Origin of the sequence: Amycolatopsis sp. cmx-11-32 (genome assembly GCF_047608695.1) — a bacterium.
GTDB lineage: Bacteria > Actinomycetota > Actinomycetes > Mycobacteriales > Pseudonocardiaceae > Amycolatopsis.
Genome location: NZ_JADNQN010000009.1, coordinates 284,425 through 300,740, shown reverse-complemented (window position 1 = coordinate 300,740; position 16,316 = coordinate 284,425). Strand labels below are relative to the sequence as shown.

The window sequence follows — 16,316 nt, the reverse complement described above, 5'->3', positions numbered from 1 at the left end:
AACCCGTCGTCGGCATCACCGTCCCCACCGGCTACTCGTTCAACCTCGACGGCACCGCCATCTACCTCACCATGGCGACACTGTTCATCGCCACCGCACAAGACCAGCCACTCGCACTCAGCGAACAAATCTCCCTGCTCCTCTTCATGATCATCGCCTCCAAAGGCGCCGCCGGCGTCAGCGGCGCCGGCATCGCCACCCTCGCCGGCGGCCTCCAATCACACCGGCCGGAACTGGTCGACGGCGTCGGCTTCATCCTCGGCATCGACCGCTTCATGTCCGAAGCCCGCGCCCTGACCAACTTCGCCGGCAACGCCGTCGCCACCATCCTCGTCGGAAACTGGACCAACGAATTCGACCGCGAACGAGCCAACCAGGTCTTCAACGGACAAGCACCGTTCGACGAAGCCACCCTGATCGACGATCACGAGTGGAACCCCCACGGGGATCGTGACGGCGACCGGGAGAAAGCCGCGACGCACGCTTAGCGCGCGGTATGAGTGAAACCGCGGTGCGAGGGTCCCCCGTCCTCGCACCGCGGTTCTTCGTTTCTGGGAAGCTGTGGGACATGTCGGATGCCATCGACCGCTACGTACTCGGGCGGTATTCGAAGCTCCTGCACGGTAACTTCGCCGCGCTGGCGGGCGGTCCCGAAGGCGAGGTCTTCCTGCGCGACCTGGTCGAGGACGCGCGGCGGATCACCGACGACGAACTCGAAGCACTCTTCGAGGCGGACTGGCGGCCCAGGATCACCGCGGCCTGGCTGATCGGCGTCGACCGCCGGACCGAATGGCGCGAGCGCGTCCGCGAGCTGTTCCTGGAGAGCAAGCTCGTCTTCGCCGGGCAGGGCTACTGTTTCGCGCTGGCCAGGTTCGGCACCATCGCCGACGCCGAGATCCTCGTGTCCTATTTGGACCGTTACCTCGCACAGCCGAAACTGCGCTACGACCAGGAATGGGCGCTCGCGGCGCTGCACCACATCGACGCCGACCTCAGGACCGCGTACACGTCACGCTACTTGCGCCCGGGCGGCCGGTGGGAGACCTGGTCCGCGGCGAACAGCACGGACCTGCCGTTCCAGAAGAGGTGGTTCGACATACTCGGCTCACACGTCCAGCGAGCCGTGCACGCGGCGGGCGTCAGGCACTGACCTTCTCGTCGTAAACGACACGGGACGCGGCGATCGAGTCGCGGTGGCGTTCCGCCCAGTGCAGCAAGCCGCTCAGCGACGCGTACAGCTCCTTCGCCATCGCCGTTGCCTCGTACTCCACCTTCGGCGGCACGGTCGGGTACACGGTGCGGATGAGCAGACCGTCGCGTTCGAGGTTCCGCAACGTCAGCGTGAGCATCCGGCGGCTGATCCCCTCGACCGACCGCTCCAGTTCGGTGAACCGCACGGGACCGCGGGTGGCCTCCAGCAGGATGCCGATCGCCCACTTGCCGCTGATCCGGTTGATCACCTCGAGCACGGTGCACACCTCGAGCTTTTCCGGGTCGACCACCCTGGCCCGCGCGGTCACGTCGGTGTTCCCCTGGGACATCGAAGTGCCTCCTTCCGGCAGGGAACAGAGTCACACAAGATGGGCGCTGTTACAAGTGATGCACCAAGGCGTCACCTGGGAAATCGGCACAGATCAGTAGGCTGGGCTCGGGGCGATGCCCGAAGCGCGGGTTTGCTCGCTCCGGCCGTCTTCGTCGCGGCCGTGGTCCTGCTTGATCGGAAAGCTCAAGAGGTGATCGTCGCGCAAGCCCATTCGGAGACCTCGCCGCCGAGGCGCACCTCGGCGGCTCCTCCGGGCTTCCAAACCCCGCTGCCGCCGAACGCGGCCATCCCGCCGGTCGCGCCGCAATACTGGGACAGCACCACCCACATCCCGTACCCGGCCGCGACGCCGACCTGGTCGAGCAGCCGCTGTTCCTGGCCCTCGCTGAAAAGCGCGCTGAGGACGTAGACCTCGGCGCCGTCCGTTCTCCACGAGCGGGAGCCCGATGACGGCGTGAACGCCGCCGGCGCGGCAAGCCTCCCGAAGCGGTTCGAGGCGCGGATCATCCGGTGTCAGCCAGAGGCCCGGATCGGCGGCGAGCGCCTCGAACTCCAAGCCGGTCAGGAAAGTTCGGGGAAGACACAGAGGTCGGCGTCCGCGATCCGGGGGAGCCTCGTGTGTTCGGCGATGTTCGCGGAAAGATCCGCGGGAACGGTGAACGGCTGCACGGTGGCGACACGCATGGCGGGAGCCTAATTCGCCGAAGCCCTCGTCTTGCCGGTCGCACGGACGTCACGCCACCAAAGCGGATATCCGGCGTTTTCGGCGACGGCGTCGAAAACGCCGCTGGGCGAGGCGGGAAGCGCCCACGGGTCGCGGGAGCGATACCAACCGCCTCCGCGACCCGTGTGCGAACCCGTCATACCTGCGCCGAAACCAGGTTCCGGCCGTCCATGGTCACGACGTCGACCGAGGCCACGTCGTCCGGAGCGACCAGTGCCGAACCGTCGATCCCGGTGCCTTCCTTCTCGCCCTTCGCCGAAACCAGCCAGCTGCCCGCGTTGACCCGCTCGCCGCTCTTGGTCACCACGACGAGCTGGCACTTCTCGCCTGCACGGACGCCCTCGGCCTTGGCGTGGAGCCGGACCCAGCCCGCCGCCGGGACGACCCGGACCGCCAGCTGCGTGCCCGTGTCCCGATCGGTGGCCGCGACATCGCGGGTGCCCGGTACCGGCGCGGTCGCCGTCGGCACCGGCACGGCCACCGTCGACGGTTCGGGCGACGTCTGCCGTCCGACCAGCACGCCCGCGCCCAGCGCCACGACGACCAGCACGGCGGCCCCGGCGATGGCGAGGAACCGGCGTGGCTTCGCCTGCTCCTGGGTGTCTTCTTCTTCGCGGACCTGGCGCAGCGTGCGCTGCAGGAGCAGGTCGCCTCCGTCGGGAGGTCCTTCGAGGAACGCCTCCGGTGGCACCTCGTCGAGGTGGTGCCGCAGCTCACTCAGCTCGCGTACCTCACGACGGCAGGCGGGACAGGTCGCCAGATGCGTCTCGAACGTGGCCGCTTCCACCGGGGTGAGCCCGCCGAGGACGTAGGCGGCGAGCTGGCCCTGGTCGTGTCCCACCGCACTCATCGCGCTACCTCCTTCCGGGTTCCCGACATCACGGCTCTGAGCGCCCGTAACGCGTAATAAGATCTGGACTTAACGGTACCCGGGGCGACGCCCAGTGATCTCGCCGCTTCGGCCACCGTCCGGCCCCGGTAGTAGATCTCCACCAGGACCTCACGATGTTCCCGAGACAGGCCGTCCATCGCCCCGAGCACGGTCATGGAATCCACGACGCCCTGCGCGTGATCCTTCGACACCGCGGGGGTCGCCGCGCCGTCCTCGGGCTCCGCCACTTCCGGCGGCCGCGCCGCCCTGGCCCGCGCGCGGTCGGTGATGATGTTCCGGGCGACCGTGAGCAGCCAGCCCCGCACCGATCCCTTCGCGTCGTTCTCCAGGTCTTCGGCATGCTTCCAGGCCCGGACCAAGGTCTCCTGCACGACGTCCTCCGCGGCCGCGCGATCCCCGGTCAGCCTCGTCGCGTACGCCAGCAGGCTTCGCCCGTGTTCGGCGTACAAGTGCCGGACCAAGTCCTCGCCTTTGGCCTTTTTGGGCCGCCGGCCTCCGATCGCCACTCGTGTCCTCCCGACGGTCTTCTGGGTCGGCGAGGACAGTACTGCAACCCACAGGGGCGAAGTGGATCGTTCGGCGCGCGCCGCGATCGAACTGTGCATCGGCACCGACCTCTCCTCGGTTCGCCATGGCCGCCTCCTCCTGCCTCCCACACGGACGGCGTGGCGGAGCGGTTCAACCGGGTCTTGTCGATCACTTGGCACGCTCGTATGCTGACGCCTCCGGACTCCGCCGCCGCCTGATTCCCGGGAGGGTCGAGGCGTGCCAAGGAAACTCGCGGCCGTGCTGCTGGCGGTGGCCTTCGTGGCCGGGTGTGGTGAAGAGCCCGGTTTCACCGCGACGCTGACGGATCCGGTGAACGTCGACCTGAGCTGGCCGGACGACGATCCGAACGTCGCGGGCCGGGTCGTCGAGTTCACCACCGATCCACCCGGCGAATACACGATCCTGCAGTTCGTGCCGCCAAGGCAGACGACCTACCGGCATCCTGACCTGATCCCGGAAACGCGGTTCCACTATCGGATCCGGCCATTTTTCGGTGCCGTGTCGGACGCCGTCACCCTCTCCGGTCCTTCTGTTTCGGACTCGGGACCGGCGGTCTCGCTCCGCACAGGTGGCCAGGCGGCGGCTCCCGCATCGTTCCGGGCGGAGCCCGCCGCGGAGGAGATGGTGCGGTTCAGCTGGGCCGACCGCTCCAGTGACGAGGACGGTTTCCTCGTGGAGATCAAGAAGCCCGGTGCTCCCGACTTCGTGCCGATCGAGATGTCGGATCCGGGGACGACATCGGCCGGGCTCGCTTCAATGCCGGGCGAAGAGGGCGCCTCGCACCGGCTGCGCGCCTTCTACTACGGGCCCGCTTCGCCGGTTCTGGACCTCGTGAGGGTAAGGACGGTTAGAACCGTCCTTACCCTCACGAGTCCCTAAGCGAGAACGGTCTTCAGGAACTCGCCGGTGTAGCTTTCCTCCACCGCAGCGACGTACTCCGGGGTGCCCTCCGCGATCACGGTGCCGCCACCGGAACCGCCCTCGGGACCCATGTCGATGATCCAGTCCGAGGTCTTGATGACGTCGAGGTTGTGCTCGATGACGATCACCGTGTTGCCCTTGTCCACCAGCCCGTTGATCACGCCGATCAGCTTGCTGATGTCCTCGAAGTGCAGACCGGTGGTCGGCTCGTCGAGGATGTAGACCGTCTTGCCGGTGGACCGCTTCTGCAGTTCGCTGGCGAGCTTCACCCGCTGCGCCTCACCGCCCGACAGCGTCGGCGCGGGCTGTCCGAGCCGGACGTAGCCGAGGCCGACGTCGACGAGGGTGGCCAGGTGCCGGTGGATCGCCTTGATCGGCTCGAAGAACTCGGCCGCCTCTTCGATCGGCATGTTCAGCACGTCGGAGACGGTCTTGCCCTTGTAGTGCACCTCGAGGGTTTCCCGGTTGTACCGGTCGCCCTTGCACACCTCGCAGGGGACGTAGACGTCCGGCAAGAAGTTCATCTCGATCTTGATGGTGCCGTCACCGGCGCAAGCCTCGCACCGGCCGCCCTTGACGTTGAAGGAGAACCGGCCCTGCTGGTAGCCGCGCACCTTCGCCTCGGTGGTCGCGGCGAACAGCTTGCGCACGTGGTCCCAGACGCCGGTGTAGGTCGCCGGGTTGGACCGCGGGGTGCGGCCGATCGGAGACTGGTCGACGCGGACCAGCTTGTCGACGCCGGCGAGACCGTTGACGCGCGTGTGGCGCCCCGGCACCTGGCGGGCACCGTTGAGCTTGTTCGCCAGCACTGTCGCGAGGATGTCGTTGACCAGCGTGGATTTCCCCGAGCCGGAGACACCGGTGACCGACACCAGGCAACCGAGCGGGAACGACACGTCGAGGCCGCGCAGGTTGTGCTCGCGGGCGCCGACGACGGTCAGCTGACGCTTCTTGTCGATCGGGCGCCGGATCGCCGGGACCTCGATCTTGCTACGGCCCGACAGATACGCGCCGGTGATGGATTCCTTGTTCTTCAGTATCTTCTTGTACGGTCCACTGTGGACGATGTGGCCGCCGTGCTCGCCCGCGCCGGGGCCGATGTCGACCACCCAGTCGCTGGAGCGGATGGTGTCCTCGTCGTGCTCGACGACGATCAGCGTGTTGCCGAGGTCACGCAGCCGGACCAGCGTCTCGATCAGCCGGTGGTTGTCCCGCTGGTGCAGCCCGATCGACGGCTCGTCCAGCACGTACAGCACGCCGACCAGGCCGGAGCCGATCTGCGTCGCGAGCCGGATGCGCTGCGCCTCGCCGCCGGACAGCGTCCCGGAGGCCCGGTCGAGCGAGAGGTAGTTCAACCCGACATCGAGCAGGAAGCGCAGCCGCGCCTGGATCTCCTTGAGGACCGCGCCGGCGATCACCGTCTCGCGCTTGCCGAGTTCCAGCTCGTCGAGGAACTGCGACGCCTCGGCGATCGAGAGGGCGCAGACCTCGGCGATCGACCGGTCACCCTGCGTCTTGTGCTCGAGGGTGACCGCGAGGATCTCCGGCTTGAGCCGCGTGCCCTGACAGGCCGGGCACGGCACCTCGCGCATATAGCCCTCGTACCGCTCACGCATGTACTCGGACTCTGTCTGCTCCTGGCGCCGCTCGAGGAACGGGATGACGCCCTCGAAGCTCGCGTAGTACGAACGCTGGCGGCCGTACCGGTTCTTGTAGCGGACGTGGACCTGATCGTCGACACCGTGGAGGACGGCCTTCTGGATCTTCGCCGGCAGCTTGCGCCACGGCGTGTCCATCCGGAAGCCGATGGTCTCCGCGAGCGACTCGAGCAGCCGGATGAAGTAGTCCGCGCTCTGACCGCCCGCCCACGGCGCGATGGCACCCTCGCCGAGGGACATCTCGTCGTCCGGGACCACGAGCTCCGGGTCGACCTCCTTGCGGACGCCGATACCGGAGCATTCGGGGCAGGCGCCGTAGGGCGCGTTGAACGAGAACGACCGCGGCTCGAGGTCCTCGATGGCCAGTGGGTGGCCGTTGGGGCAGGCCAGGTTCTCGGAGAAGCCGCGCACACGATGCGGGTCGCCCTCCGGCAGGTCGACGAACTCCAGCTCGATCAGGCCGTCGGCCAGCCGGAGCGCCGTCTCGACCGAGTCGGTGAGCCGCTGCTGCGAACTCGCCTTCACGGAAAGCCTGTCGATGATGACGGCGATCTGGTGCTTTTCCTGCTTCTTCAGCTTCGGCGGCTCGGTGAGCGGGTGGATCGTCCCGTCCACCACGACCCGCGCGTAGCCCTGCTGCTGCAGGTTCTCGAAGAGGTCGAGGTACTCCCCCTTGCGCCCGCGCACGACCGGCGCGAGCACCTGGAAGCGAGTGCCCTCCTCCATGGCGAGCACCTGGTCGACGATCTGCTGCGGGGTCTGCTTGCTGATCGCCTCGCCGCACTGCGGGCAGTGCGCCTTGCCGGCGCGGGCGTAAAGCAGACGCAGGTAGTCGTAGACCTCGGTGATGGTGCCCACGGTCGAACGCGGGTTGCGCGAGGTGGACTTCTGGTCGATCGACACCGCGGGCGACAGGCCCTCGATGAAGTCGACGTCCGGCTTGTCCATCTGGCCGAGGAACTGGCGCGCGTACGCCGACAGCGACTCGACGTAACGACGCTGCCCCTCGGCGAAGATGGTGTCGAAGGCGAGGCTCGACTTCCCGGACCCGGACAGACCGGTGAACACGATCAGGCTGTCGCGGGGCAGGTCGAGATCCACGCCGCGGAGGTTGTGCTCGCGGGCGCCGCGAACAACGAGGCGATCAGCCACGCCAGGGTCCCTTCAGGTTTCATTCTCAGCTGCGGTCGCCGGCCCGGTCGATAGCTGCACGGGCGGCCGCGTCCATGCTACGAGGCACCACCGACAGAAACTGGTTCCGAGTCCTTGACCTGCGGTTTTCCAGACTTTTCGTGTCGATCCCAGCGAGCGGTGAGCCACCGGTGGACCGGCCGTTCCACGCCTGCGGTGATCGCCCAGCCCCCCAGCACGGCGGCGGCCAGCACGATGGGGAGACGCAGCCAGCCGGGGACTCCGACGTTCAGCAGGGCACGGGCCAGGATGTAACCGAGTTCCTGGTGCACCAGATAAAGACCATACGAGATGCCCGCGAGCCAGGTGACAGCCGGGGCGATCCAGGCGAGACCGGGGAACCGCCAGTCCGGTCCCCGCGCCGCGAGGCAGACGGCCAGCAGCATGATCGCGAACCCGATGAGCGAAGGCCAGCGCTCGGGATCATGGGGCAGGGCCTGGTGGAACGGGAACACCTGCAGGTCCTGCGCGGCGCAGGCGGCGAGCAGGAAGAGCGCGAGATGCCAGTGCGCGAGCCGTCGTTTCGCCCACAGCCAGATCGCGATCCCGATGGCGAAGACGTGCACGCGGTGCAGGCCGAGGCCGTAGAAGAAGGTCTCCACCAGCTTCGGCGTCGAAACCGGGTCGAACACGACGAATCGGAGAAAGAGCGGGACCAGGATCAGCGCCCAGAGCAGCCCGAGGGTCAGCCGGTGGGTACGCCACCGGCGTGGCCACAGCAGGGCCGCGGCGGTGAACGCGATGAGCTGGACCGGCAGCGTCCAGTAGGCGGCGTCGAGGTAGTAGAAGAGCTCGTAGCGCCAGCCCCATTCCTGGACCATGCCCAGGTTGGCGAGCAGATCGGAGCCGGTGGGGACGTACCAAGGCGACGGGTCGGCGGGCGGCCCCTGCGGGACACCGAAGAGGAATCCGGTGAGGCCTGGCGGGAACGGCAGGCCGCTGAACCGGATCGTCGCGTACCGGGCGACGACGTAGGTGACGATCACCGCGACCAGGTACGCGGGCACCAGCCGTGCGACCCGGTTCCACAGCCACCGTCGAGGATCACCCTTTCGAAGGCTCGTGCACACGAAGAAGGCGGAGATCACCAAAAGAGTGGCCGCACCGAACTGTGCGGTGACCCGGAAGGGGTACCCCACCAGTTCCGGGTGCAGGAGAGCACCCTGATGAGTGACGTGCCCGAGCACGACCGCGAAGACGGCGACCACCCGGAGTAGATCCCAACTGGTCCGGCGCGGACTGCGCGTTCCGGTCGGCGGCGAAGGGTCGGGCACGGGGATCCTGTGGCTCGGCTGACTGGGCGACGCGAGCCTACGTCCCATGCCTGTGCGTCGGCTGTGCGGGTGGAACCGATTGCAGGGGAACGACTACCGTGTGCGTTGTGAACATCGTCGAGACCTACACCGGGCATGTCGAACCCGGCGGTGACGCCGCCCGTCGCACCCTGGACGCACTCACCATCACGAAACTGTCGGTCGGTCCGATGGACAACAACGCGTATCTGCTCGTCTGCCGCGCCGAGAACGAGGCGCTGCTGATCGACGCCGCGAACGACCCGGAACGGATCTCCGACCTCATCGGCCACGGCCCCGACCGCCCCGCGCTCAAAACGGTCGTGACCACCCACCAGCACCAGGACCACTGGCAGGCCCTCGGCGCCGTCGCCGGCGCGAACGGCTCGAACACCGCCGCCCACCCGCTGGACGCGGAGCCGCTGCCGATCCCGCCGGACTTCCTCGTCGAGCACGGCGACACGGTCAAGGTCGGGCAGGTCACCCTCGAGGTGATCCACCTGCGCGGCCACACCCCCGGCTCGATCGCCCTGCTGTACCGCGACCCGACCGGGCACCCGCACCTGTTCACCGGCGACTCGCTGTTCCCAGGCGGCGTCGGCAAGACGAACTCGCCGGAGGACTTCGCGTTGCTGGTCGACGACGTGTCTTCGCGAGTCTTCGACGAGCTGCCGGACGAGACGTGGTTCTACCCGGGGCACGGTGACGACTCGACGCTGGGCGAACAGCGACCGCACGTGGCGGAGTGGCGCGAACGCGGCTGGTGATTGCCCGCAGGTCGCCGCAGGCAAAGCGAAAAGTCGCTACCGCGGCGATCTGCCCACGCTTAGCCCTTCGAGCCATTCAAGCCATTCAAGCCGTCATCATCTGACCAGATCGCGTTGCCCCACAACCCCTGCCCCCAGGGGTCATCGATCTTGTGGTCACCATCTTTCCACTCTTCGTGCTCCCTCTCTGTTTCGTCATCCCCCCATTCCAAGGATGCCTCCGCGGTGGACGTAGCACCAATATCCGGAGTTGCAGTCGGTAGCCCGTTGTACCGATCGAAGACCAATGTTGAAATAACCCGATTTCGTTTCCGGCATTCCGCTGCAGGCTTGTACTCTTTTCTGGCGCCGTTCTTCTCCCACGGCGAGTACACGGATTCAATCAATGGAGCCAGTGCAGCAAAGTGCTTACAGTACCCTTGCCTCAAGTCTCGCTGAACCACCCAGAGGCCATAGTCGGCAACCTGGAGCCCCCAAGATGTGGGATTATCCCATATACACAAGGTGATGTTCAGATGCGGATACCGCTCAAGGACCTTCTCAATAGCAGCCGTTGCCGCTTCTTGCTTGTGCTTGTGTTCACTTATCGATGCAGCAACCACAAATATCCGATGGTATTTTCGGAGCACATACTTGGCTTGATACAAAAAATGCTTACGCCAAGCCAAGTAGTACAGATGAGCTTCGTCCGCCGCGACAGATGCCCTCTCCTCGGCCGGAAGAGACCTCTTACGCAGGAGAGTGACGTCGATACGAGGTTTATGCCGGGCAATCAGGTCTACGACCCTTTGTCGAACCAGCTCTGGATCTTCATTCGCATGGAAACCTTTAGGCAGCTTGACGCCTTGACTCTCCAGCTCGAAGCGCAGGCGCGTGCCCTCCCAGGCCATTGGACCCATATCACCTTCGAAGGTGGCCTGACCAAGCCCGAAATAGGCCTGGCCCGACAAGGTCAGATCACCCGTCTCGTCCAGGAAGAGGTAGAGATCAGTCATGGCAGCATCCCCCAAGTGCCGTCGTCAGTAATCGCCCGACCACAATAGTGGTAGGTCCCACCTCCGCCGTCTGCGCCCACAGACAACGCGAGTCCGCCATGATCACCGATTGACGGGCGTATCCGTCGGCCCTGCGCCACGAACGTCCATCCTTGACCAGGACGCCGACGACCTCACCGTCCTCGGTGAACGTGACGTAATGATCCACGCCAAGCGCACCTGATCAGACACCAATGACTTCGACCATGCCGCCCAGGCCTTTGAAGTCGTCTTCGTTCCGCGTGTACAGCGGCAGCTCTCGCGACGACGCGATGGCGGCGATCATCAGGTCCATTCGCCGAGGTCGCGGATCCCGGTTCGCCGCGAGGACCAGCGCGACCAATGTTCCGTACCGGGCAGCGGCATCACCGTCGAACGGAAGTGGGGCGAAGTCGACGATCGCGGCACCGAGTTTCTCAGTGCGCGCCGCGCGGACGGCGGCATCCTTCGCCATCGCCACCCCCTGATGGAGCTCGGCCATGGTGACAGCGGTGAGTTCCGGGAGCTTCGGCAGTGCAGCAGTGTCAAGCAGACCAAGGTCGATGTAGGTGCAGGTGTCGAGCACACCTGCTTCGTGACGTTCAGCCACGAGCCCGCTTCCACATGTCGTCAGAATCAACACGGTCTTCGGTACCGAAGAACTCGTCGGCTTCTTGCCGCATTTGGGCTGCCTCAACCTTCGGCAACCTTCGATGCTTCTGGACCAGCTCCTCAGCGGTCAGACGCCGCCTGCGAGGTATCGGCCGCAGCTCAGCCACCTCGACGCCGTTGCGAGTTACGTGGTAAACCTCACCGGCCTCGACGGCGTTCATGACGGCAGCGGAGTTGTTGCGAAACTCGCGCTGGGTGATCACCTTCATTGGACAAGTGTAGCCAGGTGTAGCCCGCTGAGCTACATCCACCCTGGTTTGTTCACCGCTGACGCGATACTCTGTTCCCAGGCGGCGTCGGCAAGACGAACTCGCCGGAGGACTTCGCGTTGCTGGTCGACGACGTGTCTTCGCGAGTCTTCGACGAGCTGCCGGACGAGACGTGGTTCTACCCGGGGCACGGTGACGACTCGACGCTGGGCGAACAGCGACCGCACGTGGCGGAGTGGCGCGAACGCGGCTGGGGAACTCAAGGCGGCAGAACCTGGTCGACCGTTGCCACCAAGAAGCCTTGACCGCGCTCTGCGCAACGTCATGGCGGTCGCGGTCACCGGCGATCTAAAGGCGTTCTGTCCATCGGCCTCGGCGTCCCGCCCAGGGCAGCTGTCACGTGACTTATCCCAACCGTGTCGTCATCGATGTAGTTTATTGATCACCAAGCGGGAATCCGTGAATTCTTTTCGGATTCCCGCAGTGAAATCCCGGAACGCCCAAAAGGCAACTTTTCGGGAAACCAGGTATCTGCCGTCCGGCATCGCGTTCCTTCCTTTCGTCAGCATCATCACCGCTGCGAAGGAGAACCTCATGCCGACCCCACGCAATCCCGACACCCCGTCATTGGGCCCGGGTGGCGACAATCTCGAAGCGGGACCCGACAGTTCCGGTCTCGGAAGTTTCTCGAACAGTGAAATCGGCGAACTGGTCACCCAGGCCGCCGAGACCATGGCCGCCTCCGGCGAGGACGCCGAACGCAATTACCAGCGAAGCCTCGACCGGCTTCGCGAGCGCGCGGACGAAGTCGTCCCCGCGCTCGGCGCGCAGTACGACGCCCTGTACGAGGACCAGTACCTGGAACGCTGGGGCCTGGTACAGCTGCTCACCGACCTGCGGCACCCCGCGGCCGTTTCCGTGCTCGAAAACGTGCTGCGCCAGCCGATCCCGCCGGAGCGTTCCGAGGACCCGGCACACGGGATCAGCACCGTCGGCGAAGAAGTGCTCATCCGCACCACCGCCGTGGAAGCCTTGGCACGCCTGGCATCCGCCGGGGACGGCGCGGCCGGGGAACTGCTGTTGCGGCAGATCCGGCACGAGGTGTTCACGGTTCGGCGCGCGGCGGTCCAGGCCATCGCCGAGACCGGTGACACCGACCTCACCGCCCAGGTGCGTGAGGCACTCGGCGGGACCGAGGACGAACGGCTGCTGAACATCCGGCGGGTCGACGTCCGCGGTGTCCCGCAGGCCGTCGGCGGCCGATACGTGAAGGACACCCGGTCCGACGACGTCCCGCCGCCCGTGCCCCCGCGCTCCTGAATCACAAAGAATTCCTTCTACGGACAGGTGATCTCCGATGGCCACTTGCAGCTACACAGTGCCGGACAAGAACGTGACCGGGGACAATTTCTACGGTGCCTCGATCTGCAATCAGACCTATATCGACTATTTCTGGAACACCTATGGCTTCTCGGGCAACAAGGACTACTGGGACGACGGCTTCGGCTGGGAAGACGCGTGCAACACCGACAAGCCGTTGGCGCGGACATTCAACGCCTGCTACCTGCTGACCTATTCGGCGCAGGACTACGAGAACGACGCCTATTCCGGGGCGATGCTGAACTGGGCGCGCCGTTACGTCCGGGACAACTGCGACGACCTGCGCTCGCTTTGCGGCGACGGCAGTGCCATCGCCACGTCCTTCTCCGGGCCGTTCACCGACGACCGGATCGAGTTGTACCTGGGTTTCTGGTACTCCAAGGACGTTCCCGGCCGCGCCGAGACGCTGATCCACGAGTCACGGCATCAGGGCGGGAAGCCGCACAACGCGAACTTCCCGGCGGGTTCGGTGTTCGGCGCCGGCAAGAGCGGCGCCGACTCGACGTGGGGTTACGAAGGCGCGTGGATGTACGGCGCGCTGTACCTGTGGTGGTTCTACGCTCAGGGCGCCCGTACGACGTCGGCGCTGCGTGAACGAGCCCGCCAGCGCGGGAACCTCGTGATCGACAACGCCTTCGCGACCCATCCTGGCTTCAACATCTGAGTCGCGACCGACAGGCCCCTTCGCCCTGCCGGCGAGGGGGCTTCGTCACGACATACCTCCGATGACTAAAGCCATGTCTCACTCAACGGCTCTTGACCAGTCGGATATCAGCCACAATCATCGGATCTCTCGGCGATCACGCCCGGATGAGAGCGGATGGTCATGAGAGTTCGAGCGCAACGCACCGCCTGGCTCGCCCTTGTCCTCGCCCTGCCGGCAGGCCTGCTCACCACGCCGATGGCGAGCGCGGCGGTGCACCATCCCCGCCAGAAGTGGATGCGCGAGGCGACCGCGGGACTCTTACTGCATTGGGGCATGTTCACCGCGCCACGCCAAACCGACTGCGCGGCCTGGGAACGCGCCGTCACCGACGGCGGCTGGAGCGCCGACTACTGGGTGGACGAAGCGCGCAAGCTCGGTGCCTCCTACATCGTGCTCGCCACCTTCCACAGCAGGCTGGGCTACGCGCGGCCTTGGCCGTCGAAGATCCCTGGCAGCCGCGCCACCCAACGCGACCTCCCCGGCGAACTCGTCAAAGCAGGCAATGCCAAGGGCGTCCGGACGATCCTCTACCTGACCGATGACCCGCAGTGACACAAGGAAACCGGTGTCGAGTCGCTGGATCCGCCGCGTATTCCGGCAACACCCGGCTCACGACGTCCTTGCCGGTCGAACTGAAAGCGGGCGCGAACACGATCAAGCTCCACAACGACCACGCGTCCGCCCCGGATCTCGATCGGCTGTCACTGGGGTGAGATACCGGCTTGACCCTCTCCCCGGGAGAGGGTTCAAGCTGGCCCCATGACGACCTTGATGCCGATCGGCGTGTTCGCGCACGCCACCCGGCTGTCAGTCCGCGCGCTGCGGAACTACGACCGGCTCGGCCTGCTCGTGCCCGCGCGAATCGATCCCGACACCGGGTACCGCCGGTACTCACTCGACCAGTTCGCCCGGGCGGGCCTGATCCGACGACTACGGGAACTGGAGGTGCCGCTCGCGGACATCGCCGAAATCCTCGCCGCGGGCAGCGCGGACGACGTGAAGGCCGCGATCAAACGGCACCACGACCGGGTGGCGGCGCGGGCGGCGGAACTCGCGGCGATCAGCGGCGAACTCGACTCGGTGCTGGCCGAGCCGACGCGGTGGCTGCATGTCTACGAACGCGTGCGCGCGCCACAGCAGATCGCGTTCCTGACGATCCGAACCCCGCTGAGTGGCCTGGCCGAACTGATCGGACCGGCGTACGCCCGGCTGTTCGCGGCTCTCGAAGCACAAGGCGTCACGCCTGCCGGGCCACCCGGAACCCGGTACCTCACCGACGATCCCGACGAGCTGACCCTTGAACTGTTCGTCCCGGTGGACGGACCGGTGCGCCCCGCCGGAGAGATCGACTCCGCCGAGCTTCCCGGCGGCCTGATCGCGGCGACGATCCACGAGGGTGACTACGAAGACGTCGAGACCGCGTACCGGTCGCTGGGCCGCTGGATCGCCGAACGCGACCGCGTCCCGACAGGGCCAGCCGAGGAGCTGTATCTCGTGGCACCCGGGCCGTCGGTCGCGCCGGAGGCCTACCGCACCGAGATCGCCTGGCCGGTGACCTCGTGATCCTCGACGGCATCAAGACCGAGGGCGGCGAGCACTGCGAGACCAGCACCCTCGACGTCCTCCTGCGCCACGCCGGGATCGAGCTGTCCGAGCCGATGCTGTTCGGGCTCGGGGAAGGTCTGGGCTTCATCTACTGGGACGGCAAGAACCTGCCGTTCCCCTTCCTGGGTGGGCGCAGCAAACCCGCCGAAATTACCCGGAAGCTGACCGAACGTCTCGGACTAACCTTGCGGGTGAAGGAAACGACTTCGGCACGCACGGCTTGGCGGAACGTGGCCGAGCAGATCGACGCCGGTGTCCCTGTCGGCCTGCAGCTCGACTCGTACCACCTCGAGTACTTCACCTCGAAGGTCCACTTCGGAGGACACTTCGCCGCCCTGTACGGCTACGACGACGAAAACGCCTTCCTGATCGACACGGCGCAACAGGGTGGTTCCGTCTCGACGTCCCGTGTCAGCCTGGAACGCGCTCGTGGCGAGAAGGGGCCCATGACCGCGAAGAACCTCTCGTTCACCATCACCGCGGATGCCCCTCCGACACCGCTTCCCGACGCCATCCGCACCGCCGTACGCGCGAACGCGACGGAGTTCCTCAATCCGCCCATCGCCAACTTCGGGTACCGCGGGATCGCCAAAACCGCCGTCCAGGTCCGGAAATGGCTCGACCGCGGCAACGATCCCGCCCGCGACCTCCCACAGGCCGCCGTCCTGATGGAACGGGCGGGGACCGGCGGCGCACTCTTCCGGCGGATCTACCGCGACTTCCTCGAAGAGGGCGCGGCACTCGTCGACGACGTCGGCCTCCGCACCGCCCATGAGAAATACCGCGAGATCGCTCCTTTGTGGACCGAAGTCGCACGGCTGTTCACACAGGCGGGGGAAACCGGCGACATCCGGCACCTGACCGACGCGTCCACCGTCCTGTCCGAGCTGGCTCAGCGCGAACAGGAGGCGATGACGGCGCTCGCGACGGTTCAGCCCTGCCGCTCTTGAGACCTCTTCTCCCCCGCTTTCACCGCGAACGGCAGATTGCTGCCCGCCGGTGGCAGGGGTTCGGTGAACGCGCACGGCAGATTCGCCGCGCGAGTGAAGTCGAGGACGGTCCCGTCCTCGACGGGCGCAGGCACCGCGAGCGAACGGTTCGCCGCCTGGGTAATCACACCGCTCGTGGCGTCCGTGAACAGGATGAAGAGACCGTCGTTCTTGCTGTTGAACGCGATGAGCGCGAAGAAGGGTT

General features: G+C 66.4%; 18 protein-coding genes and 3 pseudogenes. 10 read left to right on the top strand and 11 right to left on the bottom strand.

Annotation, left to right across the window (positions count from 1 at the left end):
* On the top strand, positions 1-488 hold a 488-nt coding region (locus tag ACM6LR_RS26790; protein ID WP_414944744.1), incomplete at its 5' end, for a cation:dicarboxylate symporter family transporter.
* An 80-nt stretch (positions 489-568) separates the two neighbouring features.
* Entirely contained in the window at positions 569-1,150 is a 582-nt protein-coding gene (locus ACM6LR_RS26785; RefSeq protein WP_414944743.1) for a DUF6000 family protein, read from the top strand.
* Here the strand turns inward: ACM6LR_RS26785 and ACM6LR_RS26780 are convergent.
* From ACM6LR_RS26780 to ACM6LR_RS26760, 5 genes are all read right to left on the bottom strand, one after another.
* Positions 1,140-1,541 (bottom strand): winged helix-turn-helix transcriptional regulator, encoded by a 402-nt coding sequence (locus tag ACM6LR_RS26780; protein ID WP_414938554.1) that lies wholly within the window; start codon positions 1,539-1,541, stop codon positions 1,140-1,142. The two genes, ACM6LR_RS26785 and ACM6LR_RS26780, sit on opposite strands and share 11 nt — an antisense overlap.
* A gap of 185 nt (positions 1,542-1,726) precedes the next feature.
* Complete coding sequence (locus ACM6LR_RS26775) at positions 1,727-2,050, bottom strand: hypothetical protein (protein WP_414938553.1); 324 nt, start codon at positions 2,048-2,050, stop codon at positions 1,727-1,729.
* 54 nt (positions 2,051-2,104) lie between these two features.
* Positions 2,105-2,227: a hypothetical protein gene (locus ACM6LR_RS26770; RefSeq protein ID WP_414938552.1), complete on the bottom strand. Its 123-nt coding sequence runs from the start codon at positions 2,225-2,227 to the stop codon at positions 2,105-2,107.
* 176 nt (positions 2,228-2,403) lie between these two features.
* Positions 2,404-3,117 carry an anti-sigma factor family protein gene (locus tag ACM6LR_RS26765; protein ID WP_414938551.1) on the bottom strand — a complete coding sequence of 238 codons (714 nt, stop codon included), beginning with the start codon at positions 3,115-3,117 and terminating at the stop codon, positions 2,404-2,406.
* The gene (locus ACM6LR_RS26760; RefSeq protein WP_414944742.1) at positions 3,114-3,665 is read right to left on the bottom strand and encodes a sigma-70 family RNA polymerase sigma factor; all 552 of its coding nucleotides are present in this window, start codon (positions 3,663-3,665) and stop codon (positions 3,114-3,116) included. The genes ACM6LR_RS26765 and ACM6LR_RS26760 overlap by 4 nt, the downstream gene beginning before the upstream one ends.
* A gap of 259 nt (positions 3,666-3,924) precedes the next feature.
* Here ACM6LR_RS26760 and ACM6LR_RS26755 point away from each other — a divergent pair, with 259 nt between their 5' ends.
* On the top strand, positions 3,925-4,587 hold the full coding sequence (locus ACM6LR_RS26755; protein ID WP_414944741.1) for a fibronectin type III domain-containing protein: 663 nt from the start codon (positions 3,925-3,927) through the stop codon (positions 4,585-4,587).
* Here ACM6LR_RS26755 and uvrA read toward each other — a convergent pair.
* Positions 4,584-7,439: an excinuclease ABC subunit UvrA gene (gene uvrA / locus ACM6LR_RS26750; protein ID WP_414938548.1), complete on the bottom strand. Its 2,856-nt coding sequence runs from the start codon at positions 7,437-7,439 to the stop codon at positions 4,584-4,586. The two genes, ACM6LR_RS26755 and uvrA, sit on opposite strands and share 4 nt — an antisense overlap.
* 77 nt (positions 7,440-7,516) lie before the next feature.
* On the bottom strand, positions 7,517-8,752 hold the full coding sequence (locus tag ACM6LR_RS26745) for an acyltransferase family protein (RefSeq protein WP_414938547.1): 1,236 nt from the start codon (positions 8,750-8,752) through the stop codon (positions 7,517-7,519).
* Between the two features lie 107 nt (positions 8,753-8,859).
* Between ACM6LR_RS26745 and ACM6LR_RS26740 the strand changes: the two genes are divergently transcribed.
* Entirely contained in the window at positions 8,860-9,537 is a 678-nt protein-coding gene (locus tag ACM6LR_RS26740) for an MBL fold metallo-hydrolase (protein ID WP_414938546.1), read from the top strand.
* 59 nt (positions 9,538-9,596) lie between these two features.
* On the opposite strand, the gene ACM6LR_RS26735 is transcribed toward ACM6LR_RS26740, so the two are convergent.
* From ACM6LR_RS26735 to ACM6LR_RS26725, 3 genes are all read right to left on the bottom strand, one after another.
* Positions 9,597-10,532 carry a DUF3800 domain-containing protein gene (locus ACM6LR_RS26735; RefSeq protein WP_414944740.1) on the bottom strand — a complete coding sequence of 312 codons (936 nt, stop codon included), beginning with the start codon at positions 10,530-10,532 and terminating at the stop codon, positions 9,597-9,599.
* Positions 10,533-10,755: 223 nt separating this feature from the next.
* Positions 10,756-11,160 (bottom strand): type II toxin-antitoxin system VapC family toxin, encoded by a 405-nt coding sequence (locus ACM6LR_RS26730; RefSeq protein ID WP_414938544.1) that lies wholly within the window; start codon positions 11,158-11,160, stop codon positions 10,756-10,758.
* The gene (locus ACM6LR_RS26725; RefSeq protein WP_414938543.1) at positions 11,153-11,431 is read right to left on the bottom strand and encodes a type II toxin-antitoxin system Phd/YefM family antitoxin; all 279 of its coding nucleotides are present in this window, start codon (positions 11,429-11,431) and stop codon (positions 11,153-11,155) included. Before ACM6LR_RS26725 ends, ACM6LR_RS26730 begins: the two co-directional genes overlap by 8 nt.
* 65 nt (positions 11,432-11,496) lie before the next feature.
* Between ACM6LR_RS26725 and ACM6LR_RS26720 the strand changes: the two are divergent.
* The 6 genes and pseudogenes from ACM6LR_RS26720 to ACM6LR_RS26695 all read left to right on the top strand — a co-directional run.
* Positions 11,497-11,736 (top strand): annotated as a pseudogene (locus ACM6LR_RS26720) (MBL fold metallo-hydrolase); the annotation flags it as partial.
* Positions 11,737-12,025: 289 nt separating this feature from the next.
* Positions 12,026-12,751 carry a HEAT repeat domain-containing protein gene (locus tag ACM6LR_RS26715; protein WP_414938542.1) on the top strand — a complete coding sequence of 242 codons (726 nt, stop codon included), beginning with the start codon at positions 12,026-12,028 and terminating at the stop codon, positions 12,749-12,751.
* 37 nt (positions 12,752-12,788) lie between these two features.
* Positions 12,789-13,475, top strand: coding sequence for a hypothetical protein (locus ACM6LR_RS26710; RefSeq protein WP_414938541.1), 687 nt, complete (start codon positions 12,789-12,791; stop codon positions 13,473-13,475).
* Between the two features lie 156 nt (positions 13,476-13,631).
* Positions 13,632-14,132 (top strand): annotated as a pseudogene (locus ACM6LR_RS26705) (alpha-L-fucosidase); the annotation flags it as partial.
* Between the two features lie 144 nt (positions 14,133-14,276).
* The gene (locus ACM6LR_RS26700; protein ID WP_414938540.1) at positions 14,277-15,080 is read left to right on the top strand and encodes a MerR family transcriptional regulator; all 804 of its coding nucleotides are present in this window, start codon (positions 14,277-14,279) and stop codon (positions 15,078-15,080) included.
* Positions 15,077-16,072 carry a BtrH N-terminal domain-containing protein gene (locus ACM6LR_RS26695; protein ID WP_414938539.1) on the top strand — a complete coding sequence of 332 codons (996 nt, stop codon included), beginning with the start codon at positions 15,077-15,079 and terminating at the stop codon, positions 16,070-16,072. Before ACM6LR_RS26700 ends, ACM6LR_RS26695 begins: the two co-directional genes overlap by 4 nt.
* On the opposite strand, the pseudogene ACM6LR_RS26690 reads toward ACM6LR_RS26695, so the two are convergent.
* Positions 16,054-16,305 (bottom strand): annotated as a pseudogene (locus ACM6LR_RS26690) (DUF1684 domain-containing protein); the annotation flags it as partial. The gene ACM6LR_RS26695 and the pseudogene ACM6LR_RS26690 sit on opposite strands and share 19 nt — an antisense overlap.
* Between the last annotated feature and the right edge of the window lie 11 nt (positions 16,306-16,316).

Coding starts and splice junctions, on each gene's coding strand:
- ACM6LR_RS26775 (WP_414938553.1), bottom strand. CDS start 2,050: ATGATCCGCGCCTCGAACCGCTTCGGGAGGCTTGCCGCGCCGGCGGCG.
- ACM6LR_RS26735 (WP_414944740.1), bottom strand. CDS start 10,532: ATGACTGATCTCTACCTCTTCCTGGACGAGACGGGTGATCTGACCTTG.
- ACM6LR_RS26725 (WP_414938543.1), bottom strand. CDS start 11,431: ATGAAGGTGATCACCCAGCGCGAGTTTCGCAACAACTCCGCTGCCGTC.
- ACM6LR_RS26785 (WP_414944743.1), top strand. CDS start 569: ATGTCGGATGCCATCGACCGCTACGTACTCGGGCGGTATTCGAAGCTC.
- ACM6LR_RS26700 (WP_414938540.1), top strand. CDS start 14,277: ATGACGACCTTGATGCCGATCGGCGTGTTCGCGCACGCCACCCGGCTG.
- ACM6LR_RS26710 (WP_414938541.1), top strand. CDS start 12,789: ATGGCCACTTGCAGCTACACAGTGCCGGACAAGAACGTGACCGGGGAC.
- ACM6LR_RS26780 (WP_414938554.1), bottom strand. CDS start 1,541: ATGTCCCAGGGGAACACCGACGTGACCGCGCGGGCCAGGGTGGTCGAC.
- ACM6LR_RS26765 (WP_414938551.1), bottom strand. CDS start 3,117: ATGAGTGCGGTGGGACACGACCAGGGCCAGCTCGCCGCCTACGTCCTC.
- ACM6LR_RS26715 (WP_414938542.1), top strand. CDS start 12,026: ATGCCGACCCCACGCAATCCCGACACCCCGTCATTGGGCCCGGGTGGC.
- ACM6LR_RS26770 (WP_414938552.1), bottom strand. CDS start 2,227: ATGCGTGTCGCCACCGTGCAGCCGTTCACCGTTCCCGCGGATCTTTCC.